Origin of the sequence: Robinsoniella sp. RHS, from assembly GCF_001029355.1 — a bacterium.
In the GTDB taxonomy this organism is placed as follows: Bacteria; Bacillota; Clostridia; order Lachnospirales; family Lachnospiraceae; genus Robinsoniella; species Robinsoniella peoriensis.
Window position 1 is genome coordinate 17392 of sequence record NZ_JNGB01000003.1, and the last position, 25255, is coordinate 42646.

Here is a 25255-nt window from a genome sequence, read left to right on the forward strand (position 1 = left end):
GATGAAACCGATAAAAAGAGTAGCTGTAATCCATGATATGTGCAGTGTCGGAAAAGCTGCTATGACTAATATACTACCGGTATTTTCCATTATGGGAATCGAACCCTGTCCGGTGCCGACTATGATACTTTCCACTCATACCGGCGGTTTTGGAAAACCGGTAATGATGCCGCTTCCATCTTTTGTGACAGAAGCGGCCAAACATTTTAAAAATAATCAAATTTCTTTTGACTATATATTTATAGGGTATCTGGGCAATATCCAGGTTGTCCGTGAAGTTTTGCAGTTTTTAAAGTACTTTCCGGATGCAGATGTTTTATTTGACCCTATTATGGGAGACCATGGAAGCTTCTATATGAATTTTGACGAATCTTATAATCAGGCAATGTGGGAATTGCTTCCCTATAGTACACTGGTGACACCCAATTATACAGAAAGCTGCCTGCTTACGGGAGAGTCCTGTCTGGAATACAGCAATGAAGAACAGATCGCACGGATAGCAGAAAAGTTAAGGCGAAAAGGCTGTCGCTGTTCTGTAATTACAAGTGTTCCATTACAGGATTTTCCACAATCCATCGCATTGTGTGAAGGTGAAACAGTAAAAATTCTTTCAAAAGCCAGCACCGGAAGATCTTATCCCGGTACCGGTGATTTGTTTGCCAGCGTACTGCTGGGGAAACTTATGAAAGGTTTATCTTTGGCTGCTGCTGCTAAAGAAGCACATCAGTTTGTCTGCAAATGTATACAGTCAGGTGATCAGAACGGATATCCTGTAAAAGAAGGAGTTCTCTTAGAGCCAAATCTTAAATATCTATTCCCGTGAACAATGAGCCAAGCGGATGCGCTTGCGGAACCATTTGGCGACTGCCGCGAGGGTCACAAATTCCGCGTAATGCGGATTTTTGACTGAATAGTGACAAAATTCGTGAATAAGTAATCAAAGAATGCCGATACTATTTCCAAAGGAGTGATCTTATGAAATGGAAATATAGTGTCGGCGTTTTATTTAGTGTCTGCTTATTGTGTTTCGCCTATTATGCCAGCTACCGCTGGACACAAAGCTATGAACTGCAGCCCGGACAAGATAATATATTGAATATGCAGGCAAAAGACGTATCTTTTAGCAAAGATAAAAAAGTATCCGCATCCGATGTTTCTGATAAAGGAAAATTCTATCTAAAAGAAGAAAATGGAAAAATAACCGTATACCGTACGAACGGGGATATCCTCTATGAGTATACGAACATCAATATGAACCGCCTCCCGGAAAGTGTACAGGAGGAGATCGAAGAGGGTAAGTATTTAAAAGATTTTAGTGAGTTGTATGATTTTTTGGAAAACTATTCAACTTGAGAGAATAGTTAGGTTTTTCTGAGTAAAGACGCTTTGTATTAGGAGGTTGTACGAAAAGGTGGGTAATGGCAGGCCTTGTTGATTACACAAAGCGTCCTCAATCAGTAATCTCCAACTACCACTAGACGATTCCCTAAAAATGGTGTAAGATAGTTTGGAAATAGTGAAGGAGGCACAAAGTGAACATTCGTGAAAAACTAATAGATAAAAAAAGAATAGTTGTAAAAATCGGTTCCTCATCTTTGACACATGAGGAAACAGGTGCATTGAACCTGACAAAACTTGAAATTCTGGTACGTGAATTAAGTGATCTTCGCAATATGGGGAAAGATGTTATTTTAGTATCTTCCGGTGCAATTGCGGTTGGAACAAAAGCAGTAGGTATGGAATCCAAACCGGATGAAATAGCGAGAAAACAGGCATGTGCCGCAATTGGACAGGCTAAGCTTATGATGATTTACCAGAAGCTGTTTTCGGAATACGGACAAATGGCTGCCCAGATTTTAATGACAAAGAACACAATGGTAGATAATTTAAGCAGAAAAAATGCATTGAATACCTTTCAGGAATTATTAAAGCTTGGCGCAATTCCTATCGTTAATGAAAATGATACAGTATCTACCTATGAAATGCGCTTTGGTGACAATGATACTCTTTCAGCCATTGTAGCCGCCCTGGTTGGGGCAGACCTTCTGATTCTGCTTTCTGATATTGACGGACTGTTTACCGACGACCCTAATCAGAATCCCAATGCAAAGTTTATAGATATCGTAGAAACTCTGGATGATCATTTAATGGGCATGGGAAAAGACAGCAGCAAAAGCAGCGTTGGAACAGGCGGAATGGCAACCAAACTGGTTGCAGCCAAAATAGCTACTTCCGCAGGTACCGATATGGTAATTGCCAACGGGGAAGATTTTCATGTTCTACATAAAATAGTCCAGGGACGTAACCATGGAACTCTGTTCCTGGCAAAATCCGATGCAGATTTCTTCCTGATTGATTACCTGGAAGAAATGCAGTAATATAATACAGTAAGTAGTTTAAGGTTGAAAGAAAATTATGATATAGAAAGGACGCCACGATGTGATTCTTTCAACCTGTTTAATTGTGGCAGTATTGCAGGCTTGCCTGCAATATGCAATGGGAATCATTATGAATCAGGAAAAATTAGATCGAATCAATGAACTGGCAAGGAAATCTAAGGCCGAAGGACTTACCGAATCAGAGAAAAAAGAACAGGCAGATCTTCGAAGAGAATACATTGAATCCATCCGCAGCAATCTTAGAAGCCAGTTAAATAATATTGATATGCAGGAAGAAGACGGCACCATCATTAATTTAGGTGAAAAGTATGGAAAAAAAGGAAATTAGAACACTGATATTTCAAAAACGTGCACACCTTACAGAAGAGCTAATCCGCTCAGACAGTTATGCAATCTGCCGCAAAATTATAGAATCAGAAGATTTTCAAAAAGCAGAGTGCATCTACGTCTATATGGATTATAATGGTGAAGTTTCTACCAGAGAACTTATCGATGAGGCCTGGCGGCAAAAGAAACGCGTAGCGGCACCAAAGGTAACAGGTGCGGATATGGTTTATTATTATATTCATTCTTATGATGATGTAGCTCCCGGATATTTTCATATTCCGGAACCGGTTACCACAGCCCAGGCGCTGGAAGAAAATGCCCTGTTAATCGTACCCGGCGTGGCTTTCGATACTGCGTGCCACCGATGCGGTTATGGCAAAGGATTTTATGACCGCTATCTGAATATACATAAAAAACACAGAACAATTGCGATTGCTTTTGATTTTCAGTTAGTAGGCAGCGTCCCATCTGATGCACATGATATCCTGCCTCAGATGCTGATTACACCTACTGCAAGCTATTTTGCATAACCGGAAACACTGATACCCATAAAATGATTGTGAGGAGGATTAAGATGCAAACTTTACAGGAAATCGGGCAGAAAGCCCAAAAGGCAAAGCCATCATTACAGACTTTAGAAACCCTGAAGAAAAATGCCGCACTGGAAGCAGTAGCAAATGCCCTTTTAGAGGAAAGCGACACCATATTAAAAGAAAATGAAAAAGACATCGAAGCTGCCCGTGCAAATCAGATGAAAGAAGGACTGGTTGACCGCCTTCTTCTGACCCGCGCACGAATTGAAGGAATGGCAGAAGGTCTGACACAGCTGGTTACCTTAGAAGACCCGATTGGAGAAGTTCTTTCTATGAAGAAGCGTCCCAATGGACTGATGATCGGACAAAAAAGAGTTCCCCTTGGAGTAGTTGGCATCATCTATGAATCCCGCCCCAATGTAACGGCAGATGCCTTCGGACTCTGTTTTAAAACGGGAAATGCAGTCATTTTAAAAGGCGGAAGCGATGCAATTCATTCCAATAAAGCAATCGTTTCCGTAATACAGAATGCATTAGCTGATTTTAATATTACCAGGGATGCAATTCAGCTGATTGAAGACAGTAACCGGGAAACGACTACTGCATTTATGAAATTAAATCAGTATGTGGATGTACTGATTCCCAGAGGGGGCGCCGGCTTAATTCAGGCAGTTGTCAATAACAGCACCATTCCGGTAATTGAAACGGGAACTGGAAACTGCCATGTCTATGTAGATGAAACGGCAGACCTTAATATGGCAATTGATATCATTTTCAATGCAAAAACCCAAAGAATCGGCGTATGCAATGCATGTGAATCCATTGTTGTACATAAGAATGTAATAAATAATCTGCTTCCGGCACTAAAAAACCGTCTGGATGAAAAAAATGTGGAGCTTCGGGGCGACCAGCCTGCAATGGATGCTGTTTCGGGTATTCTGCCTGCTGTAGAAGAGGACTGGGGCAGTGAATATCTGGATTACATCCTGTCTATAAAAACCGTTACATCCATAGAAGAAGCCATTTCTCATATCAACCGGTATAATACAGGACATTCAGAAGCAATCATAACGAATGATTATTCCCATTCCCAGAAATTCCTGGAAGAAATTGATGCTGCCGCTGTCTATGTAAATGCCTCTACCCGCTTTACGGACGGATTTGAGTTTGGATTTGGTGCTGAGATCGGAATCAGTACGCAGAAACTTCATGCCAGAGGACCAATGGGTCTCCTTGCACTGACGACAACAAAATATATCATTTACGGGAATGGTCAGATCCGTAAATAAAATTTAAATTCCAGATTGGCGATCGTGATTGCTGATCTGGAGTTTTGTCATATTTGCACATTTTAATTCATATACTGATAAGAGGAAGGGGTGTGCAGATGTGGTAAAATTAAATCAAACTTATACATATGATGAAATCATGCAGTGTATCTATGAACTGGAATGCCGATTTTCCGATCTTTTGAAATTGTCCGTCATAGGATACAGCCACGATGAGCGAAAAATACCAATGCTTCAGATGGGAACGTCTGAGAAATGCCTGATTTGCAGTGCCGGGATACATGGCAGAGAAAGCATTAATCCGATCTTAATGTTAAAAATAATTGAGGATTACTGCATTTGTCCGGAATCCGGGAGTAAACTGTTGGAAGAATACAGTCTTTGTTTTCTGCCGCTTATGAATCCGGACGGATATGAAATCGCTTTATGCGGATATCAGTCCATCCGCAATCCAATCTACCGCCATACAATTTTAATGGATGGTATCCCCTATGAGGAATGGAAATTCAATGGCCGGGGAGTGGATATTAACCGTAATTTTCCATGCAAATCATTCCGGGTGCAGGGGAGGATGCTTTATCCCGGAAGCGAGAATGAAACACAGGCTTTAATCGGAGTATTCAGGCAATTTCCAAATTCAGTTGGGTACATAGATTTTCACTCCAGAGGACAGATCATTTATTACTTCCGTAACGCAATGCCAGCGTCTTATAATAAGGAAAGTGAACGAATGGCAAAACACCTTCAGTCACTTGCCCATTATGACCTTGGCAGCAGTGCAGAAGAATTCGGGGATGTAAGCAGTGGTGGAAACTCCGTAAACTATTACTCAGAGATATTCAAAAAGCTGGCTCTGACAGTGGAAACCGTCGCAGACGAAGCCGTATTTCCCCTGGATACCGAATATCAGATCCATACTTATGAAGAAATCAAAAAGATTCCTTTTTCTTTCCTTGAGAAATATTCTAAAAAATAATGATCGCTTTTTTTGTCGGTTTTTGTTATAATATTTTCATATGCCTTGAGCATGTCTGAAAATTACAGGTACCTGACAAGTACAGCATTGCGAAATGATAAGGAGTAAGATACATGAATCTGGAAAAAGAATTTGAAGAAGCATTAGACAAAATAGATTTAAATAAAGAACCCCCGGCAACGGAACCTTCTCGTCAATACTATTTTATAAAAAAGTGCCGTGAAATGGTTCGCCAGCAAAGCGAACATCTGGGCCGGAGGTTAACTGCATCCACCGTTACCTTTGGCTGTCAGATGAATGCCAGGGACTCCGAAAAATTAACCGGTATCCTGGAGCAGATCGGATACGAGATCATAGAAGATGAACATGCAGATTTTGTAATTTATAATACCTGCACCGTAAGGGAAAATGCAAATCAGCGAGTATACGGCAGACTGGGTGCTTTAAACAGCATCAAGAAGAAAAATCCCCACATGCTGATTGCTTTATGCGGCTGCATGATGCAGGAACCAAAAGTTGTTGAAAAATTAAAACAAAGTTACCGTTTTGTAGACCTGATTTTCGGTACTCATAATATCTATAAGTTTGCTGAATTAATTGCCACACGTTACGATTCCGGCCGTATGGTGATTGATATCTGGAAAGACACAGACAAAATCGTGGAAGATCTTCCAAGCGAACGGAAATATCCGTTCAAATCAGGCATTAATATCATGTTTGGGTGTAACAATTTCTGTAGTTACTGTATCGTACCTTATGTGCGTGGAAGAGAGCGAAGCCGGAATCCTAAGGATATCGTCCGGGAAATTGAACGTTTAGTGGCAGATGGCGTGGTGGAAGTCATGCTTTTAGGACAGAACGTAAATTCCTATGGAAAGAACCTGGAAACGCCTATGAGCTTTGCCGGACTTTTGAAAGAAATCGAAAAGATTGAAGGACTTGAACGAATTCGGTTTATGACCTCCCATCCAAAGGATCTGTCAGAGGAACTGATTGAAACTATGAAGAACTCGTCAAAGATTTGCAGACACATGCATCTTCCCCTGCAGTCCGGCAGTTCCAGAATTTTAAAAGAAATGAACCGTCATTATTCGAAAGAGCAGTATCTGGATCTTGTGGACAGGCTTCGCTCGGCTGTACCTGATATTTCCCTGACCACAGATATTATAGTAGGTTTTCCGGGTGAGACGGAAGAAGACTTTCTGGAAACGCTGGAAGTAGTGAGAGAAGTCCGCTTTGACAGTGCGTTTACCTTTATTTATTCCAAACGTACCGGAACTCCCGCAGCAGCCAAAGACGATCAGGTGCCGGAAGATCAGGTGAAAAACCGCTTTGACCGGCTTTTAAAAGAAGTGCAGGAAATTTCCAGAGAGATGTCAGCCAGATATACCGGCGCCGTTCTTCCAGTGCTGGTAGAAGAGGTAAACGACCACAATAACAATTACATGACAGGACGTTTAAGCAATAACCTGCTGGTACATTTTCCGGGTACACCGCAACTGCTTGGCAAAATTGTAAATGTACACCTGCAGGAATGCAAAGGCTTTTACTATATGGGCGAAATTGTAATATAGAGAGGAACAAAAAGCGTGGAACAACTAACACCAATGATGAAACAATATATGGCTACCAAGGAACAGTATAAAGATTGTATTTTATTTTACCGCCTTGGTGACTTTTACGAAATGTTTTTTGATGATGCCATAACTGCATCAAGAGAACTGGAAATTACATTAACAGGGAAAAATTGTGGACAGGAGGAGCGGGCGCCAATGTGCGGCGTTCCTCATCATGCTGTAGAAGGCTATTTAACAAAGCTGGTAGCAAAAGGCTACAAGGTGGCGATTTGTGAACAGGTAGAAGACCCGAAACTGGCAAAAGGAATTGTAAAAAGGGAAGTTTTGCGTATCGTAACGCCCGGTACCAATTTAAATACCCAGGCTCTGGATGAGACCCGGAATAATTATCTGATGTGTATCGTCTATATGGCCGACAAATACGGCGTATCCATTTCTGACATTACAACCGGCGATTATTTTGTAACTGAACTGGATTCTGCCCGGAAATTAATGGATGAGATCACCAAATTTTCTCCAAAAGAAATTATTTGCAATCATTCCTTTTATGTCAGCGGTATGGATATCGATGATCTGAAAAACAGGCTTGGCATCACCGTATATTCACTGGAATCCTGGTACTTTGACGATGATTTGTGTAAACGGTGCCTGATGGATCATTTCAAACTAAACAGTCTGGAAGGACTTGGACTGGCTGACTACGACTGTGGCGTCATTGCTGCTGGAGCAATCCTTCAGTATCTGACGGAAACCCAGAAGACATCCCTTGCCAATCTGACCAGCCTTACTCCCTATGTAACAGGAAAATATATGATTATCGACAGTTCCACCAGACGAAATCTGGAACTGTGTGAAACCCTGCGTGAGAAACAAAAACGCGGCTCCCTTCTGTGGGTTCTGGATAAGACCAAGACCGCCATGGGCGCCAGGATGCTGAGAAGCTTCATTGAACAGCCGCTCATTGACAAATCTGAAATCAATTCCCGTCTGGATGCCATTGAAGAATTAAATCAAAATGCGATTTCCAGGGAAGAAATTCGGGAATACTTAAATCCGGTATATGACCTGGAACGGCTGATCAGTAAAATCAGTTATAAATCAGCCAATCCCAGAGATTTAATTGCTTTTAAAAGTTCCCTTTCCATGCTCCCCCACATTAAATACCTGCTGGGTGACTTTAAAAAGGAACTGCTTATGGATATCTTTGAGCAGATGGACGAGCTTAAAGACCTGTGTGATCTCATCGACAGCTCTATTATGGATGAACCGCCAATTACCATAAAAGAAGGTGGAATTATCAAAGAAGGATGTAATGAAGAGATCGATAAGCTGCGCCATGCAAAAACCGAAGGAAAGACATGGCTGGCTGAATTAGAAGCCAAAGAGAGGGATAAAACCGGGATCAAAAACTTAAAAATTAAGTTTAACAAAGTTTTTGGTTACTATCTGGAAGTTACCAACTCCAATAAAAACATGGTTCCTGATTATTATACACGTAAACAGACTCTGGCAAACGCAGAACGATATATTACACCGGAATTAAAAGAGCTGGAAGATATTATTCTGGGAGCAGAAGACAAGCTGTTTGCTTTAGAATATGACCTCTTCAACGATGTGCGGGACCGGATAGCTGCAGAAGTTGTACGAATCCAGACGACGGCAAAAGCCGTGGCTAAAATTGATGTATTTGCCTCTCTTTCCCTGATAGCGGAACGCAATAACTTTGTACGCCCTATAATCAACGAAAAAGGGGTCATTGATATAAAAGAAGGCCGCCATCCCGTAGTGGAAAAAATGATATCCAATGATATGTTTATTTCCAACGATACATATCTGGACAATGGCAGTAACCGTATCTCCATTATCACAGGTCCTAATATGGCGGGTAAATCCACTTATATGCGCCAAAGTGCCCTGATTGTATTAATGGCACAGATTGGCTGCTTTGTACCGGCGGCAAACGCAAAAATCGGCATCGTAGACCGAATCTTTACCCGTGTGGGTGCTTCTGACGATCTGGCATCCGGGCAAAGTACCTTTATGGTGGAAATGACTGAGGTTGCCAACATACTGAGAAATGCCACCTCCAACAGCCTGCTGATCTTAGATGAAATCGGACGGGGTACCAGTACCTTTGACGGTCTGAGTATCGCCTGGGCAGTGGTAGAACACATTAGCAATCCAAGACTTTTAGGTGCCAAAACCCTTTTTGCCACCCACTACCATGAACTTACGGAACTGGAAGGCAAATTAAGCAGTGTCAATAACTACTGTATTGCCGTAAAGGAAAAAGGAGATGATATTGTCTTCCTTCGTAAAATAGTCAAAGGCGGTGCAGACAAGAGCTATGGTATCCAGGTTGCAAAATTAGCCGGGGTGCCGGATAGCGTTATTGAACGTGCCAAACAGCTGGTAGAAGAACTGAGTGATGCGGATATTACGGCAAAGGCAAGGGAAATCCAGGCTGACACCGGCAACAAAACAAAAGTCAAAACAAAGAAATATGATCAGGTAGATTTAGAGCAGATGTCTCTTTTTGATACGGTCAGCGACCAGGATATTCTTCAGGAACTAAAGGAGATGGATATCAGTACACTGACTCCAATTGATGCACTTAACACAATTTACCGTCTTCAGAATAAGTTAAAGAATCGGTGGTGATACAAGTGTGAAACAAAAATCATTTCAAACTTTCTATTAGCGCAGTACCGCAGACTGATCTGCGGTATGCAGGAGGTATAAGTTTGAAAACAAAAATCATTTCAAACTTTCTATTAGTGCAGTACCGCAGACTAATCTGCAGTATGCAGGAGGTATACGCATGAAGACGATCGAAGTTTTAGATCAGCAGACAATCGATAAGATAGCGGCAGGAGAAGTGATTGAACGCCCTGCTTCCGTGGTAAAAGAGTTAGTGGAAAATGCCATTGATGCAGGCGCAAATGCAGTAACCGTTGAAATCCGGGATGGCGGTACTTCTCTGATCCGCATTACGGATAACGGAGAAGGGATAGTTCAAGGTCAGGTTCCCCTGGCGTTTCTACGCCACGCTACCAGTAAAATCAAACGGGTAGAAGACTTGCTGGGGGTTACTTCCCTTGGATTTCGCGGAGAAGCGCTTTCCAGCATTGCTGCCGTCTGCCAGGTAGAATTAATTACGAAAACCGCAGGCAGTCTTACCGGTACCCGTTATATTATTGAAGGCGGGATCGAAAAATCCATAGAAGAAATCGGTGCTCCTGAGGGTACGACTTTCCTTGTGCGCAACATTTTCTTCAATACTCCTGCCAGAAAAAAGTTTTTAAAATCCAGTATGACAGAAGCAGGTTACATCAATGACCTGATGGAGCGTCTGGCATTATCCCATCCCAATGTTTCCTTTAAATTCATTAGCAATAACCAGACGAAAATGCATACCTCCGGGAATGATAACCTGAAGGATATCATCTACAACGTCTATGGGCGTGACATCGCAAACCATCTCATCACCCTGGAAAATGCCAATGAACAGGTATCTCTGAAAGGCTATATCGGTAAACCGATTATTTCCAGAGGAAACCGCAATTACGAAAATTATTTTATAAACGGGCGTTATATTAAGAGCAGCATTATTGCCCGGGCAATCGAAGATGCCTATAAAACATTTATGATGCAGCATAAATATCCCTTTACCGCCATTCATTTTACCATGGATGGAGACTTACTGGATATCAATGTACATCCCACAAAGATGGAGCTTCGATTTGCCGATAATGAAAAAATGTACCAGCTGGTTTATGACTCTGTTAAGCAAGGGCTGACTCAGAAAGAACTGATCCCGGAAGTTACCGTCAAAGAAGATAAAACAGAAAAAATAAAAGAAGCAAAAGTTCTGCAATCCATTCCGGAGCCTTTTGAAAAGAAAAGGCTGGAACAGATGCGTGAGAAAAGCAATTATCAGGCCTCGCAGGCAAAACCTTTTGCACCGAAATCAGATACTTCCCGTTCTTTTGCAGAAAATCCACCAGTTCCGCCACGTCAGCCCGTATCCTCTGCATCATTCGTTACCCCTGCGTCGGCAAATACACCTGCCAGCCATTCAGAACGGAATATGCTTCCGGACGCTCAGGCTGATACATCTGTACAAACGGATGCAGCGGGAACTTTGCATAAAGCTTTGCATAAAGACGTTGCCGCAGACCTAAAGAAGACTTCAGAATCGCAGGTAGAATCAGACCTGAAGAAAACAGCAGATTCAGATGCTGGTGCAGATCAGGCGGACCAGGCATTGATAAAATCTTCCCAGCAGCTGGACCTCTTTGAAGGAAAACTGCTTTCGAAGGAAAGTGTATCCGAGCACCGGATTATCGGACAGGTATTCGGTACTTACTGGCTGGTTGAATTCCAGGAAAAGCTTTATATCATTGATCAGCATGCGGCACATGAAAAAGTTTTATATGAAAGAACCATGAAGAATCTCAATGACCGCACTTATACTTCCCAGTATTTAAGCCCGCCCATTATTTTGACACTCAGTATGCAGGAAGAAGATCTGTTAAATCGTTACATGGATAACTTCACCCAAATCGGTTTTGAAATCGAACCATTTGGAGGCAAGGAATATTCCATTCGCGCTGTACCCGATAATTTATTCGGGATTACCCAGCAGGATCTGTTTATCGAGATGCTGGACAGTCTGGGTGAACAGACCGGGCGTATGAAAGCAGAAGTAATTAACGAAAAAATTGCTTCCATGTCCTGTAAAGCCGCTGTAAAAGGCAACCATAAAATGACTGCCATGGAAGCAGAAAACCTGATTGCCGAACTTCTCACATTAGAGAATCCATACAACTGCCCTCATGGAAGACCTACGATTATTTCTATGACAAAGTATGAAATGGAAAAGAAATTCAAGCGTATTGTTTAAATTGAAGAAGGGAAAGGTTCCTATGAAAAAACCACTCATTATATTAACCGGTCCCACAGCCGTTGGAAAAACCGAGCTATCCATCGCCCTGGCGAAAGCAGTAAACGGCGAAATTATCTCTGCCGATTCAATGCAGGTATACCGTGGAATGGATATTGGCTCTGCAAAAATAAAGCCCCCGGAAATGGATGGGATACCGCACTATCTTATAGATGAATTTGATCCGGACGAGGAATTCCATGTAGTGAAATTCCAGGAATATGCGAAAAAATATATGCAGAAAATCTGGGACAAAGGAAAAATCCCGATTTTAACAGGCGGCACCGGTTTTTATATACAAGCTGTTTTATATGATATTGACTTTACGGAAACCACAGGCAACATTGCTTACCGGCAGGAACTGGAAGAACTGGCATCCATAAAAGGAAGTGAATATCTGCATGAAAAACTGCGCATAGCAGACCCCAAATCAGCTTTTGAAATTCATCCAAACAATGTGAAGCGGGTAATTCGGGCACTGGAATTTTACCACGACACCGGTCAGCCCATCTCCGAACACAATGAGCAGGAGCGCCAGAAAGAATCCCCTTATAATTTTGCATATTTTGTTTTAAATGATTTGCGGTCAAACCTGTATGATCGAATAAATATCAGAATAGACCGTATGCTGGAAGAAGGACTTTTAAAGGAAGTGGCGCAGTTAAAAGAAAAAGGTTATACCAAAGAAATGGTGTCCATGCAGGGACTTGGCTATAAAGAAATCCTGGATTATCTGGAAGGAAACTGCACCCTGGAAGAAGCCGTTTATATCTTAAAACGGGATACCCGGCATTTTGCTAAGCGCCAGATTACCTGGTTTAAGAGGGAAAAAGATGTTACCTGGATGGATAAAGACCATTTTGCTTATAATAATACGGAGATACTCCAAGCTATGCTGAGCATTTTGAAAGACAAAAAAATAATGTAACACGTTCTATAGCGTGTCTGAAAATTGCTTTCTGACACGCTATAGGCTCTGACATATGCTTTTGAAAGGATATTATGAATAATTACAAAATAGAAGAGATGTATGAGACACTTGGGATTAATAAGAAAGTGTTTGCATATGGAAAAGAGATCGAAAGCGGACTCAAAGACCGTTTTGAAAAAATAGATGAAACCGTAGAATTCAATCAGTTAAAAGTCATCCGCGCATTGCAGCAAAACCGTGTATGTGCAGAACATTTCACCTCCAGTACCGGTTATGGATACAACGATGCCGGTAGAGAAACGCTGGAAGCTGTTTATGCCAGTGTTTTTCATACGGAAGCTGCCCTTGTTCGCCCGCAGATAACCTGTGGCACACATGCTCTGGCAGTAGCACTTTCCGGAAATTTAAGACCAGGTGATGAACTTATTTCTATTTCCGGAAAACCTTATGACACATTAGAAGAAGTCATAGGTATCCGTCCTTCCAACGGTTCCCTTGCAGAATATGGGGTATCCTATAAACAGGTAGACCTTTTAGCAGACGGAAGTTTTGACTATGAAAAAATAAGGGAAACACTAAGTCCAAAGACAAAAATGATTGAGATCCAGCGTTCCAAAGGCTATCAGACCCGTCCAACACTGTCTGTTACAGCCATTGGCGAGGCAATTGCATTTGTGAAATCCATAAATCCGGATATCATCTGTATGGTAGATAACTGTTATGGTGAATTTGTAGAATGCATAGAGCCTTCTGATGTAGGCGCAGATATGGTAGTCGGCTCCCTGATTAAAAATCCGGGCGGGGGACTGGCTCCCATCGGCGGATATATTGCAGGTACCGAGAAATGCATTGAAAACGCTTCTTACCGTCTGACCTCTCCGGGACTGGGAAGAGAAGTCGGCGCGACATTGGGCATCATGCAGTCCTTTTACCAGGGTCTTTTCCTTGCCCCGACCGTAGTGGGCGGAGCACTGAAAGGCGCTGTTTTTGCTGCAAATATCTATGAGAAACTGGGATTTAAAGTAGTTCCAAACGGGCAGGAAAGCCGGCACGATATCATACAGGCAGTAGAATTTGGCTTCCCTGAAGGCGTCATTGCTTTTTGCGAAGGCATTCAGGCTGCCGCACCGGTGGACAGTTATGTTACACCAGAACCCTGGGCAATGCCGGGATATGACAGCGATGTCATCATGGCTGCCGGTGCGTTCATTCAGGGTTCCTCCATTGAGTTGAGCGCAGATGGTCCTATAAAACCGCCTTACGCTGTTTATTTTCAGGGAGGGCTTACCTGGCAGCATGCGAAGCTGGGAATTTTAAAATCTCTGCAGCGGCTGATAGAAAAGGACTTAGTACAGCTTCCTTAACCGGAAGATAAGGAGTGTATTATGAAAAATGTTTTCGTCATCGGAGCAGGTGCTTCCGGTCTGCTCGCCGCAATTACAGCCGCCAGAAACGGGGCCGCCGTCACCATATTGGAAGGCATGGAAAAGCCAGGTAAAAAGCTTCTTACAACCGGCAACGGCAAATGCAATATCACCAATACTGCCATGTCCGATCCAAATGTCTTCCGATCCAGTGACCCGGAATTTGTAAAACAGATTCTGGAGCAATTTGGCGTATCGGATACACTGGCGTTTTTTGAAGACCTGGGACTGCTGCTCAAAGACCGCAGCGGCTATATTTATCCTTACGTGGAACAGGCATCGGCTGTTTTAGACCTGCTTTTAATGGAAGTAAAAAGGCTTTCCATAAAGCTGAAATGTATGGAAAAAGTAAAACAGCTTTATCATGCACAGGGAAAATGGCAGATCCAAACAGCCAGCTGGACATATACGGCAGATGCTGTGATCTTAAGCACCGGGTCAAAGGCTGCCCCCGTTACCGGATCAGATGGCAGCGGCTATGAACTGGCTAAGAGCGTGGGACACCGGATTATTCAACCTCTTCCTGCACTTGTGCCATTAAAAGCAAAAGGAGACTGGTTTAAAAGCCTTGCCGGGGTACGCAGTCATGCCCGGCTGACACTTTATGCAGATCAGAACTGCATTTTGACTGAGACAGGTGAATTACAGTGGACAGATTACGGCATTTCTGGAATTGTGGTATTCCAGCTTAGCCGTTATGCAGTCCGGGCTTTACAGGACAATAAACATGTCATGGTAAGTGTGGATCTGATGCCTGATATTCAAACAGAAGATCTGGTAAAAATAATGCAGAACCGATGCCTTCATTATCCCAAACGGTCGGCAGAAGAGATTCTGACCGGACTTTTAAATAAGAAAATGATTACGGTAATACTGAAAAAGGCCAAAATCAAAAATACGAAGCCGGCATCTTCCGTATCACCCAAAGAAATAAAAGAACTTACTGACTGTATTAAAAACAGTTTGTTGCAAATCAGCGGTTTCCGTGATTTTACCCAGGCTCAGGTGTGTTCCGGCGGTGTTCCTACAAAGGAAGTACAAAATATAACCCTGGAATCCAGAATCGCCCCAGGGCTTTTCCTTACGGGAGAAATTCTGGATGTTGACGGAGCCTGCGGCGGCTATAATCTGCAATGGGCATGGTCCAGCGGTTATGCAGCCGGATTTCACAGTGCCATATAAAATAGACAGAATAAAATGAGATAAAAAAGAGGAGGATATGAATGATTAGGATTCCCCAGATAAAATTACAGCCGGAACATTCCAGTGAAGACTTGACAAGGGCAATCTGCAAAGAGCTGAAAATAAAGGAAACAGAACTAAAAAGTTTCCATATTATAAAACGTTCCATAGATGCACGCAAAAAGCCGGATATCAAATACAGCTATACCATCGATGCGGAGGTTGAAAAAGAGCATTTGATATTAAAAAAATGCAAAAACAGCCAAATCGTAAAATCCACGCCGGTTTCTTATCAAATACCGCCTTGTGGAGAAGAAGCATTAAAAAACCGTCCGGTTATTGTAGGAATGGGACCTGCCGGATTGTTCTGCGGCCTGCTTCTCGCAAAATGCGGTTACCGTCCATTGATACTGGAACGGGGCGAAGACGTAGATGCACGCCAGGAGACAGTGGAACGCTTCTGGAAAGGAAATCCCCTGAATCTATCCTCCAATGTCCAGTTCGGAGAGGGCGGAGCAGGAACTTTTTCTGATGGAAAACTAAACACCATGGTAAAAGATCCCAAAGGCCGCGGCCGTTATGTACTGGAAACATTTGTGGACGCCGGTGCGGACAGTTCTATTTTATACCTGAATAAGCCCCATATCGGTACGGATGTCCTTCGCAGCGTAGTAAAAAATATGCGAACAGAAATACAGCGTCTGGGCGGAGAAGTACGATTTAAAAGCCAGATGACAGATCTTCAGATCCGGGACGGGAAACTTGAAAGTATCTGTATCAATGACAGTGAAATCTTAAAAACCGAAATTGTGGTTCTTGCAACCGGTCACAGCGCCAGAGATACTTTTACCATGCTTTCAAGGAAACCGCTTGCTATGTCGCCAAAATCTTTTGCTGTCGGACTTCGTATCGAACATCCACAGAGTATGATAAACGAATCCCAATATGCAAGAACCGAACTGAAAACGCTGCCTGCGGCTGATTATAAGCTTACGAAAAAACTGGATAACGGCAGAGGTGTATATTCCTTCTGTATGTGCCCGGGTGGCTATGTGGTAAATGCCTCTTCTGAAAACAACATGACTGCAGTAAACGGTATGAGTTATCAGAAACGAGACGGTAAGAATGCGAACAGCGCCATCGTCGTAACGATCACACCGGAAGATTACGGTGCGACAGATCCATTGAGCGGTGCCAGATTTCAGCAGAGTCTTGAACAGAAAGCTTATCAGCTGTGTAATGGCAAAGTTCCGGTACAGCTGTTTGAGGATTTTGTAAAACATCGCAGCAGCAGCGGGCTTGGTGATTTTGCTCCAGCAATAAAAGGTGCATATGACTTTGGGAATTTAAGAGAATGTCTGCCAAAATTCCTGGGCGACTCAATCGAACAGGGCATTCTGGGCTTTGACCATATGATCCGGGGTTTTGCAAGAAAAGATGCCATTCTTTCCGGAATTGAGAGCAGGACGTCATCTCCTTTGCGTATTACAAGAGATGATTTCTTTGAAAGTACCATAGGCGGTTTGTATCCCTGCGGGGAGGGTGCCGGCTATGCAGGAGGGATCACCAGTGCGGCAATGGACGGCTTAAAAGTAGCGGAAGCTATTATCAAAAAATTCCATTCTTTTTAAGACATCACAAAATTTTAAGATTAATAAGTGTGTACTTTGTCATAAATCTATGATAAAATGATGATTATTTATAGTCTTGTTTTGACAGGATAAATCCTGATTCAAGGCTTCCTGCCGGGAGAGCTTGAAAGGGAATACTATGAATGAAGCAATTACAATGAAAGAATTACCTACAGATGACAGGCCTTATGAAAAATGCCTTGCGATGGGAGCACAGGTGCTGTCAGACGCTGAACTTCTGGCTGTTATCTTAAGGACCGGATCCCAGGGGATTCAGGCACTGGAACTGGCACAGGAGGTTTTGCAATGTTCAAAAGTAGAACATAACCTTTTGGGTCTCCATCACTTAAGTATTTCCGACCTTATGAAAATGAAGGGAATCGGAAAAGTAAAAGCCATACAGATCAAGTGCATTGTGGAATTGTCCAGAAGAATTGCAAAATCTTCTGCAAAGGGCAGCCTATGCTTTACAAAACCGGAAACCATTGCAGACTATTATATGGAAGATTTCCGTCACTGTACCCAGGAACAGATGCTTTTATTAATGCTGAATACCAAAAGCAGGCTCCTGTGTGACCATATAATTTCAAAGGGAACGGTAAACGGAGCACTGATTACGCCCCGGGAAATTTATCTGGAAGCGCTGCATCATCATGCGGTATTTATTATCCTTGTGCATAATCACCCAAGCGGTGATCCCTCTCCAAGCAGAGAGGATATCCTTTTAACCAAGCGGATCCGGGATGCAGGTCTTATGATTGGCATTGAACTGCTGGATCATATTATTATTGGTGATAAAAAGTATTTAAGCTTCAAAGAACGAGGACTTTTGTAACTATGAGGGAGAGAAGAAGCCATGTTATTAGGAATTGACCTTGGCACAGACACGATAAAAATATGTGATAAAAATAATAAAATAATGATTGCAGAGAAAAATATGATTGCAATCCGGGACGAGCTCCAGGTTATCGGCATCGGAGACGAAGCATACGAAATGTATGAAAAGACGCCTGTGAATGTACAGGCCGCCTGTCCTATGATGCATGGTGCAATTGCTGATGCCAAAAATATGGAACTGCTTCTCGTGGGACTTCTGCGACGGTGTTCTTCCCTTTTACCAGTTCATCCAACGATTTATATTGCCGTTCCAAGTGACATTTCCGCAGTGGAAAAGCGGGCATATTACAATGTGTTAAGCGGTAATATTAAAGCGAAAAAAATCTGTCTGGTTGATAAAGGAGTCGCTGATGCCATAGGCATTGGACTTCCCATCGATGTACCAATTGGAAACATGGTAGTAAATATCGGAGCCGGTACCACTGATATCTCCGTATTAACCGGCGGGCAGATACTGCTCAGTAAAATGCTCCAGTATGGAGGCCGGAAGTTAGATGAAGATATCTGTACCATGGTACGGCGTATGTTTCAGCTGAACATTGGTATGCGGACGGCAGATAAACTGAAAAATGCCCTGGCTTACATCATTGATGGGCCGGCTGCTTCCCTTGAAGTATATGGTATCAGTACGGTGTCCGGATTGCCTAAAAGCGCTGTGATACCGTCTCTTTCTGTAAGTGTCTGTATCATGGAAACCATCGACAGCATTATCCAGAACATAAAAAGTACACTGAACCGCATACCACCGCAGTTTCTGGCAGATATCCGGAAAAACGGCATTTATCTAAGCGGCGGTGTCTCCGGGATACCGAACCTGGCGGAATATATGAGAAGAGAACTGGAAGTTCCCGTATATCTTGTCAGAGAACCTGTTACCAGTACACTTCGCGGACTTCTTGCTATCATGAATCATAAAGAATTAGAAACGTGTACTTATTCATTAAAAGATCTAACAGGAAATACCATATAAAGAGGAATCGTTATGAAGAAAAAGAATTCGATAAAAAGCAAAGCAATTTTACTGATCATTTCAGCTGTATGCGGTGTTATGATTGTACTGTCTTTCACAGTAGATATGAGCAGCGGACCGCTGAAGCAGGTTGGCGAATTTGTAATTACCCCCCTGCAAAGCGGTATTAACCAGGTTGGAACCTGGATCGCTGGAAAAGGGGATTATTTCCAGAATTCTGCAGATCTGGTTACTGAAAATAAATCCCTGCAGAAAAAAGTGGATGATCTGACGATTGAAAATACCCGTCTTATTCAGGATCAGGAAGAATTAAACCGTCTTAGAGATCTCTACGAACTGGATCATCAGTATGAAGACTACGAAAAAGTCGGCGCCAGAGTAATCGCAAAACAAAGCGGAAACTGGTTCCATATGTTTACTATCGACAAGGGCAGCAATGACGGATTTGCAGTAGATATGAATGTCCTGGCAGGCGGAGGCCTTGCCGGAATCATTACCGAAGTCGGGCCGAACTGGTCTACTGTCCGTTCCATTATAGACGATTACAGCAATGTAGGCGCTATGGTTTCCCCAACGAATGAACAATGTATTATTGCCGGTGATCTCAGGTTAATCGATGAAGATAAGGTAAACCTGATTAAATTAACGGATACCGACAATAAAGTAAGTGTTGGAGATAAAGTAGTTACTTCCAATGTCAGCAGTAAATTTTTGCCTGGCATATTGATTGGTTACATCAGCGAGATAAATGACGATTCTAACCACCTGACAAAATCCGGATATATTTCTCCGGCTGTTGATTTTAGAGATATCCAGGAAGTACTGGTAATCAAATCTTTAAAACAGCAGATCGAAACTAAAGAGACGGAACCAAAGCAGACGGAAGCCAAAGGTCTGGACGAAACCGGTGATACCGAAAGTGAAACATCATCTGAGACGGAATCACAGTCAACGGAAGCACCTAAGTCCGTTGAGTAACATACAGATAGGAGATAAGATATGAAAAGCAAGGTGATACTTTTTTTTGTGCTGTTAATATGTGTTATTCTACAATGCACATTGCTGCCGGCACTTTCTATCGCTTCTATTACACCAAATTTACTGATCATTGTGACTGTATCCTTTGGGCTGATGAGAGGTAAACGTTCCGGACTGTGGATTGGCTTTGTCTGTGGACTCATGGCAGATCTTCTCTTTGGTGATACCATGGGATTCCATGCCATCATCTATATGTATATTGGTTATTTAAACGGATTCTGCTACCACATATTTTATGATGACGATATTAAAATGCCGGTTGTTTTAACCGCTGCCAGTGACCTGGTATATGGAATCATTGTTTATGGATTCCAGTTCCTGCTTCGTGGAAGAGTTGACTTCTTCTTCTATCTGAGGCGGATTATCATGCCGGAGGTCATCTATACCATTGTATTGACATTTCTGTGCTACCGTATACTATTATTTATCAACCGTAAACTGGAGAAGTCAGAACAGAGGAGTGTAAATAGTTTTGTTTAAGTATGTAAAAGATACCATTTCAAAAGCAGCAAAGTCGCGTATGGTAATACTTGTAGTCGTATTCCTGATACTTGCATTTATACTGGTATACCGCTTATTCACACTGCAGATTGTAGAAGGTGAGAGTTACCTGAACGACTTTACCATGCAGATTGAAAAAGAGAGAACTCTAAAAAGTACCCGGGGAATCATCACGGACCGAAACGGAAAGTTACTGGCTTATAATAAGCTTGCCCATTCTGTTTCATTTGAAGATACCGGAGCTTACGATAACCTTACCATGCATGAAAAAAATCTTGCCCTGAATGGCAGCATGTATGGCATACTGAAGATTCTCGAAAAAAATGGAGATAAAGTAACCGATAATTTTGGAATTACCCTGAACAGTGCCGGAGAGTATCAATTTGTCTACAGCGGAACAAACTTGCTGCGATTTAAAGCAGATATCTATGGACAGGCTTATATTGAAAACCTGACCGAGGCGCAGACCAATGCATCCGCCTCCCAGATGATGGATGACCTTTGCGCAGAGAAAGGGTACGGTGTACTTTCCAAAGAAAATACAAAAGAAGAACTGGCTAAATATGGTCTTCCGAAAACGTTGACAAAAGAAGAAACTCTCAGTATTGTAATAATGCGAAGCAAAATAGCCGCAAACAGTTTCCAAAAATATTTAGCGGCAACTCTGGCTACCAATATCAGTGATAAATCCATGTCCACAATTATGGAAAGCAAAGATAAATATCCAGGTGTGGATGTAGTGGATGACACAATCCGGGTCTATGATAACAGCATCTATTTTGCGCCGATTATCGGCTATACCGGTCAGATCTCTTCCGAAGAATTAAATGAGCTGAACAAAGACAGTGAAGTGTATAACCAAAACGACATTGTAGGTAAAATCGGTCTGGAACAGGTTTATGAAAACCAGCTTCAGGGATTAAAAGGTTCTGAAAGAGTATATGTAAACAACCTTGGAAAAATTCTTAAAAAAGATAACCGTGTGGAACCCCAGGCCGGAAATAACATTCAGCTGACACTTGATACCGATTACCAGATAGCTGCATACCGGATTCTGGAACAGTATATAGCCGGTATTGTTTACACCATGCTTATCGATACGAAAGAAGTGAATATAGAAGATTATGCTACCACAGATGATATCAAAATTCCGGTATACGACGTATATTACGCGCTTTTTGAAAACAACGTTCTGGATGTAAACCATATTTCATCAGCAGATGCCAGTACAACGGAAAAGCGGGTATACCAACAGTTTTTAAGTGAACAGTCCAATGTTTTTGCTGCTATCAAATCGGAACTGACCTCGGATTCACCGGCGGCTTATAAAGACTTGGGTAAAGATATGCAGGCCTATATGACCTATGTGGTTAATAATATGCTGATGGAAGGAACCGGTATTCTGCAGAAAGATGCTATTGATAAATCTGATGAAACATATCTGGCATGGACGAATGACGGGAGTATCAGCCTTCAGGAGTATTTAACTTATGCAATTTCAAAAAACTGGGTTGACATCTCCAAAATACCGGTAGATACGGAATATCTGGATTCCAAAGAAGTATACAGCGCGCTTTCCGACTATATTGCGAAATATTTATCTACGGACACGCATTTCAGTAAAAAAATCTATCGATATATGATAGAATCCGATACGTTAAGTGCTACTGATGTATGTCTGATGCTCTTTGACCAGGGTGTTATTAAAATGAACGAGGAAGATTATAATTCCCTTGCCTCCGGCAGTCTGACTGCATTTGACTTTGTACATGCCAAAATTTACAGCCTGGAACTTACCCCTGCGCAGTTAGCGCTTGATCCATGTTCCGGATCTTTGGTAATAAATGACCCGAATACTGGAGAAGTACTTGCCTGTGTGACTTATCCGAGTTATGATAATAACAGGCTGGCAAATGATATGGATTCCGAGTATTATGCAAAATTGGCTACTGACTTGTCCAGCCCGTTTTATAATAAGGCAACTCAGGAAATTACGGCTCCCGGTTCTACCTATAAGATGGTGACGGCTGCCGCAGGTGTTACCGAAGGTGTTATTGGAATTTATGATACAATTAATTGTACCGGTACTTTTGACTTAGTTGATCCGCCAATCAATTGCTGGAACAAATTCGGACACGGTGCCGAGTCGTTAGTTACTGCACTACGTGACTCCTGTAACTTCTATTTCAACACGATTGGTTATACGTTAGGTGACGTAGGTGCAGAAGATGGCAAAGCCGTAGATGAAGTAGGTATCGAAAAGCTTGCTAAATATGCTGAGATGTTCGGTTTCGATGCTCCTACCGGAATTGAAATCGGTGAAACAGATCCTCATATTTCCGACAATGGTATGGCACCATCCGCAATGGGACAGGGTACCAATGCATTCACAACCTCACAGCTCTCCAGATATGTAGCAACGATAGCAAATGGAGGAACCTGTTACGACCTGACACTGCTTGATAAAATTTCGGATTCCGATAACCGTGTACTGGAAGAGAAAAAACCAAAAGTTCATAATAATGTTGAATTGGATCCTGAACTCTGGACTGCTATTCATACAGGTATGAATGAAATGGTAAAATCAAATAATATTCTAAAAAATATCAAAACAGATATGGCAGGTAAAACCGGTACGGCACAGGAAACAGGCGTACCCAGTCATGCTCTTTTCGTTGGGTATGCACCTTACGATAACCCGGAAATCGCCATCGCCGTTCGAATCACTAATGGTTATACCTCTACCAATGCAGCTTCTGTTGCAGGGGATATGGTGAACTATATATTTAAAAACAAGGAAGCAGATGAAATTATACCTGGACATGCTATTCAGGTAGACGCAAACACTCAGAGATTCGACTAACATCCATCTGTCAGGCAGCGTGTAAAGGAATCCCTTTACACTGTCTGATACAGGCGGTACCCCAAATTACTGCGGTACTGAACGATGTCAGGGTTGAAAGAAAATTGAGAAATGAAAGGACGCCACGCTGTGCTTCTTTCAACCTATTTTATTTGTGGCAGCATTGCAGTCTTATCTGCAATATGCGATGGGTATCACTATGAATCAAAGTTCCGTCATTATTAAAAGCAATAAGTATGGACTTATTGTAATACTGGATGATAAACTTCCCTTTGATGAATTGCTTCAGGCAGTCGCAGATAAATTCCTGGAATCTACAAATTTTTTCCAGGATGCTAAAATGGCGATTACCTTTCGGGGGAGAGTACTTACGAAACAGCAGGAGAAAGACATGGTTTCTGCCATTGTAAATAATTCAAGAATCCATATCCTATGTGTGGTAGACGAAAGAAAAGACGATGAAGAGTACTATAAAAATGCCGTCACTGCTGCTATGGAAGAGTTGGACAGGCGTGACGGACAGTTCTATAAAGGTACACTGCGTGCAGGGCAGGTATTGGAGGTTGAAACCAGCATTATTATTCTCGGGGATGTAAATCCAGGGGGGATCGTGACTTCCAAAGGCAATATAGTAGTACTTGGTTCCTGCCGTGGAAATGTATATGCAGGTGCCAGCGGCAACCGGGAATGCTTTGTTGCCGCACTGGTGATGAAACCTAACCAGATACGCATTGCCGATAAAATAGCGCGAAGCGCAATCACAAAAAAGGCAGATACCGGGGAATATGCCATTGATCCCAAGATTGCTTACATAAAAGATGATCATATCTTTGTTAAAAACATATCTCAGGATGCGTTAAATGACATCTCCCTTTAACAACCAATTGAAATCAAATCCCCCCGTCAGGCTGATGGGGCATTAAAGAATGAAAACACACCAGATAACGAAAATAAATAAGTGTTATTTTGGAGGATAGAGCATGAGTGAAGTAATTGTAATAACGTCCGGAAAGGGCGGCGTTGGTAAAACAACCGCTACAGCCAATATCGGTACCGGTTTGGCGAAATTAAATAAAAAAGTCGTTTTGGTTGACACAGATATCGGGCTTCGTAATCTGGATGTTGTCATGGGACTGGAGAACCGGATTGTCTACAATCTTGTGGATGTTATAGAAGGAAACTGCCGTTTAAAACAGGCACTGATCAAAGATAAACGGTATCCCAATCTGTATTTGCTGCCATCAGCACAGACCCGGGATAAATCCGCAGTCACTCCGGAACAAATGGTAAAACTCACAGAAGATTTAAAAGAACATTTTGACTATATCCTGCTGGATTGTCCCGCCGGAATCGAACAGGGCTTTCGTAATGCCATTGCAGGCGCTGACAGAGCCGTTGTAGTAACTACACCGGAAGTATCCGCCATTCGGGATGCTGACCGCATTATCGGGCTTTTAGAAGCCGCTGATATCCGAGACATTGATTTATTAATAAACCGTCTGAGAATGGACATGATTAAAAGAGGAGATATGATGTCGGTAGAAGATGTAATCGATATCCTTGCCGTGAATCTGATCGGAGCCATTTTAGACGAAGAAAGCATAGTTATTGCCACCAATCAGGGTGAACCGCTGGCTGGAAACGATACCCGTGCCGGACAGGAATTTTTAAGTATCAGCCGTCGCATTACTGGGGAAACTGTTCCTATGACGGATCTAACTAAGACAACCACGTTCTTTTCAAGATTTTCCAACATTTTCAAGAAAAATTGA

Annotated in this window: 21 protein-coding genes; all 21 read left to right on the forward strand. The window is 42.4% G+C overall.

Going from position 1 to position 25255, the window contains the following annotated elements; all coding sequences use genetic code 11:
- The first annotated feature begins 1 nt into the window (after position 1).
- The gene (locus RHS_RS01910) at positions 2 to 823 is read left to right on the forward strand and encodes a pyridoxamine kinase (RefSeq protein ID WP_047832190.1); all 822 of its coding nucleotides are present in this window, start codon (positions 2 to 4) and stop codon (positions 821 to 823) included.
- Positions 824 to 975: 152 nt separating this feature from the next.
- On the forward strand, positions 976 to 1353 hold the full coding sequence (locus RHS_RS01915) for a hypothetical protein (RefSeq protein WP_052377795.1): 378 nt from the start codon (positions 976 to 978) through the stop codon (positions 1351 to 1353).
- A gap of 179 nt (positions 1354 to 1532) precedes the next feature.
- Positions 1533 to 2378 carry a glutamate 5-kinase gene (gene proB, locus RHS_RS01920; protein WP_027294103.1) on the forward strand — a complete coding sequence of 282 codons (846 nt, stop codon included), beginning with the start codon at positions 1533 to 1535 and terminating at the stop codon, positions 2376 to 2378.
- Between the two features lie 130 nt (positions 2379 to 2508).
- A complete protein-coding gene (locus tag RHS_RS01925) occupies positions 2509 to 2727 on the forward strand; it encodes a DUF896 domain-containing protein (protein WP_027294102.1) in 219 nt (72 codons plus the stop codon).
- A complete protein-coding gene (locus tag RHS_RS01930; RefSeq protein WP_047832191.1) occupies positions 2708 to 3256 on the forward strand; it encodes a 5-formyltetrahydrofolate cyclo-ligase in 549 nt (182 codons plus the stop codon). The genes RHS_RS01925 and RHS_RS01930 overlap by 20 nt, the downstream gene beginning before the upstream one ends.
- A 23-nt stretch (positions 3257 to 3279) precedes the next feature.
- Positions 3280 to 4548: a glutamate-5-semialdehyde dehydrogenase gene (locus tag RHS_RS01935; RefSeq protein ID WP_395021007.1), complete on the forward strand. Its 1269-nt coding sequence runs from the start codon at positions 3280 to 3282 to the stop codon at positions 4546 to 4548.
- 100 nt (positions 4549 to 4648) lie between these two features.
- Entirely contained in the window at positions 4649 to 5524 is an 876-nt protein-coding gene (locus RHS_RS01940; protein ID WP_138001643.1) for a M14 family zinc carboxypeptidase, read from the forward strand.
- A 113-nt stretch (positions 5525 to 5637) separates the two neighbouring features.
- Positions 5638 to 7098, forward strand: a complete 1461-nt coding sequence (miaB, locus tag RHS_RS01945) for a tRNA (N6-isopentenyl adenosine(37)-C2)-methylthiotransferase MiaB (protein ID WP_044296019.1) — start codon at positions 5638 to 5640, stop codon at positions 7096 to 7098.
- A gap of 33 nt (positions 7099 to 7131) precedes the next feature.
- Entirely contained in the window at positions 7132 to 9762 is a 2631-nt protein-coding gene (gene mutS / locus RHS_RS01950) for a DNA mismatch repair protein MutS (RefSeq protein WP_047832193.1), read from the forward strand.
- Between the two features lie 160 nt (positions 9763 to 9922).
- Positions 9923 to 12007: a DNA mismatch repair endonuclease MutL gene (mutL, locus tag RHS_RS01955; RefSeq protein WP_047832194.1), complete on the forward strand. Its 2085-nt coding sequence runs from the start codon at positions 9923 to 9925 to the stop codon at positions 12005 to 12007.
- Positions 12008 to 12029: 22 nt separating this feature from the next.
- A complete protein-coding gene (miaA, locus tag RHS_RS01960; RefSeq protein ID WP_047832264.1) occupies positions 12030 to 12974 on the forward strand; it encodes a tRNA (adenosine(37)-N6)-dimethylallyltransferase MiaA in 945 nt (314 codons plus the stop codon).
- Positions 12975 to 13048: 74 nt separating this feature from the next.
- The gene (locus RHS_RS01965; protein WP_047832195.1) at positions 13049 to 14341 is read left to right on the forward strand and encodes a methionine gamma-lyase family protein; all 1293 of its coding nucleotides are present in this window, start codon (positions 13049 to 13051) and stop codon (positions 14339 to 14341) included.
- 21 nt (positions 14342 to 14362) lie between these two features.
- Positions 14363 to 15583 (forward strand): NAD(P)/FAD-dependent oxidoreductase, encoded by a 1221-nt coding sequence (locus RHS_RS01970; RefSeq protein ID WP_047832196.1) that lies wholly within the window; start codon positions 14363 to 14365, stop codon positions 15581 to 15583.
- A gap of 41 nt (positions 15584 to 15624) precedes the next feature.
- On the forward strand, positions 15625 to 17214 hold the full coding sequence (locus tag RHS_RS01975; RefSeq protein ID WP_027294092.1) for an NAD(P)/FAD-dependent oxidoreductase: 1590 nt from the start codon (positions 15625 to 15627) through the stop codon (positions 17212 to 17214).
- 139 nt (positions 17215 to 17353) lie between these two features.
- On the forward strand, positions 17354 to 18049 hold the full coding sequence (gene radC / locus RHS_RS01980; RefSeq protein ID WP_027294091.1) for a DNA repair protein RadC: 696 nt from the start codon (positions 17354 to 17356) through the stop codon (positions 18047 to 18049).
- A 21-nt stretch (positions 18050 to 18070) separates the two neighbouring features.
- The gene (locus RHS_RS01985; RefSeq protein WP_027294090.1) at positions 18071 to 19081 is read left to right on the forward strand and encodes a rod shape-determining protein; all 1011 of its coding nucleotides are present in this window, start codon (positions 18071 to 18073) and stop codon (positions 19079 to 19081) included.
- A 12-nt stretch (positions 19082 to 19093) separates the two neighbouring features.
- Positions 19094 to 20059 carry a rod shape-determining protein MreC gene (mreC, locus tag RHS_RS01990; protein WP_063837247.1) on the forward strand — a complete coding sequence of 322 codons (966 nt, stop codon included), beginning with the start codon at positions 19094 to 19096 and terminating at the stop codon, positions 20057 to 20059.
- 21 nt (positions 20060 to 20080) lie between these two features.
- The gene (gene mreD / locus RHS_RS01995; RefSeq protein WP_027294089.1) at positions 20081 to 20599 is read left to right on the forward strand and encodes a rod shape-determining protein MreD; all 519 of its coding nucleotides are present in this window, start codon (positions 20081 to 20083) and stop codon (positions 20597 to 20599) included.
- Entirely contained in the window at positions 20592 to 23483 is a 2892-nt protein-coding gene (locus RHS_RS02000; protein WP_047832197.1) for a penicillin-binding transpeptidase domain-containing protein, read from the forward strand. The genes mreD and RHS_RS02000 overlap by 8 nt, the downstream gene beginning before the upstream one ends.
- Positions 23484 to 23682: 199 nt before the next feature.
- Positions 23683 to 24360 (forward strand): septum site-determining protein MinC, encoded by a 678-nt coding sequence (gene minC, locus RHS_RS02005; RefSeq protein WP_044289979.1) that lies wholly within the window; start codon positions 23683 to 23685, stop codon positions 24358 to 24360.
- 103 nt (positions 24361 to 24463) lie between these two features.
- On the forward strand, positions 24464 to 25255 hold the full coding sequence (minD, locus tag RHS_RS02010; protein ID WP_027294086.1) for a septum site-determining protein MinD: 792 nt from the start codon (positions 24464 to 24466) through the stop codon (positions 25253 to 25255).

Coding starts and splice junctions, on each gene's coding strand:
- RHS_RS01910 (WP_047832190.1), top strand. CDS start 2: ATGAAACCGATAAAAAGAGTAGCTGTAATCCATGATATGTGCAGTGTC.
- RHS_RS01915 (WP_052377795.1), top strand. CDS start 976: ATGAAATGGAAATATAGTGTCGGCGTTTTATTTAGTGTCTGCTTATTG.
- RHS_RS01925 (WP_027294102.1), top strand. CDS start 2,509: ATGAATCAGGAAAAATTAGATCGAATCAATGAACTGGCAAGGAAATCT.
- RHS_RS01930 (WP_047832191.1), top strand. CDS start 2,708: ATGGAAAAAAAGGAAATTAGAACACTGATATTTCAAAAACGTGCACAC.
- RHS_RS01935 (WP_395021007.1), top strand. CDS start 3,280: ATGATTGTGAGGAGGATTAAGATGCAAACTTTACAGGAAATCGGGCAG.
- miaB (WP_044296019.1), top strand. CDS start 5,638: ATGAATCTGGAAAAAGAATTTGAAGAAGCATTAGACAAAATAGATTTA.
- mutS (WP_047832193.1), top strand. CDS start 7,132: ATGATGAAACAATATATGGCTACCAAGGAACAGTATAAAGATTGTATT.
- mutL (WP_047832194.1), top strand. CDS start 9,923: ATGAAGACGATCGAAGTTTTAGATCAGCAGACAATCGATAAGATAGCG.
- miaA (WP_047832264.1), top strand. CDS start 12,030: ATGAAAAAACCACTCATTATATTAACCGGTCCCACAGCCGTTGGAAAA.
- RHS_RS01965 (WP_047832195.1), top strand. CDS start 13,049: ATGAATAATTACAAAATAGAAGAGATGTATGAGACACTTGGGATTAAT.
- RHS_RS01970 (WP_047832196.1), top strand. CDS start 14,363: ATGAAAAATGTTTTCGTCATCGGAGCAGGTGCTTCCGGTCTGCTCGCC.
- RHS_RS01975 (WP_027294092.1), top strand. CDS start 15,625: ATGATTAGGATTCCCCAGATAAAATTACAGCCGGAACATTCCAGTGAA.
- radC (WP_027294091.1), top strand. CDS start 17,354: ATGAATGAAGCAATTACAATGAAAGAATTACCTACAGATGACAGGCCT.
- RHS_RS01985 (WP_027294090.1), top strand. CDS start 18,071: ATGTTATTAGGAATTGACCTTGGCACAGACACGATAAAAATATGTGAT.
- mreC (WP_063837247.1), top strand. CDS start 19,094: ATGAAGAAAAAGAATTCGATAAAAAGCAAAGCAATTTTACTGATCATT.
- mreD (WP_027294089.1), top strand. CDS start 20,081: ATGAAAAGCAAGGTGATACTTTTTTTTGTGCTGTTAATATGTGTTATT.
- minC (WP_044289979.1), top strand. CDS start 23,683: ATGAATCAAAGTTCCGTCATTATTAAAAGCAATAAGTATGGACTTATT.
- minD (WP_027294086.1), top strand. CDS start 24,464: ATGAGTGAAGTAATTGTAATAACGTCCGGAAAGGGCGGCGTTGGTAAA.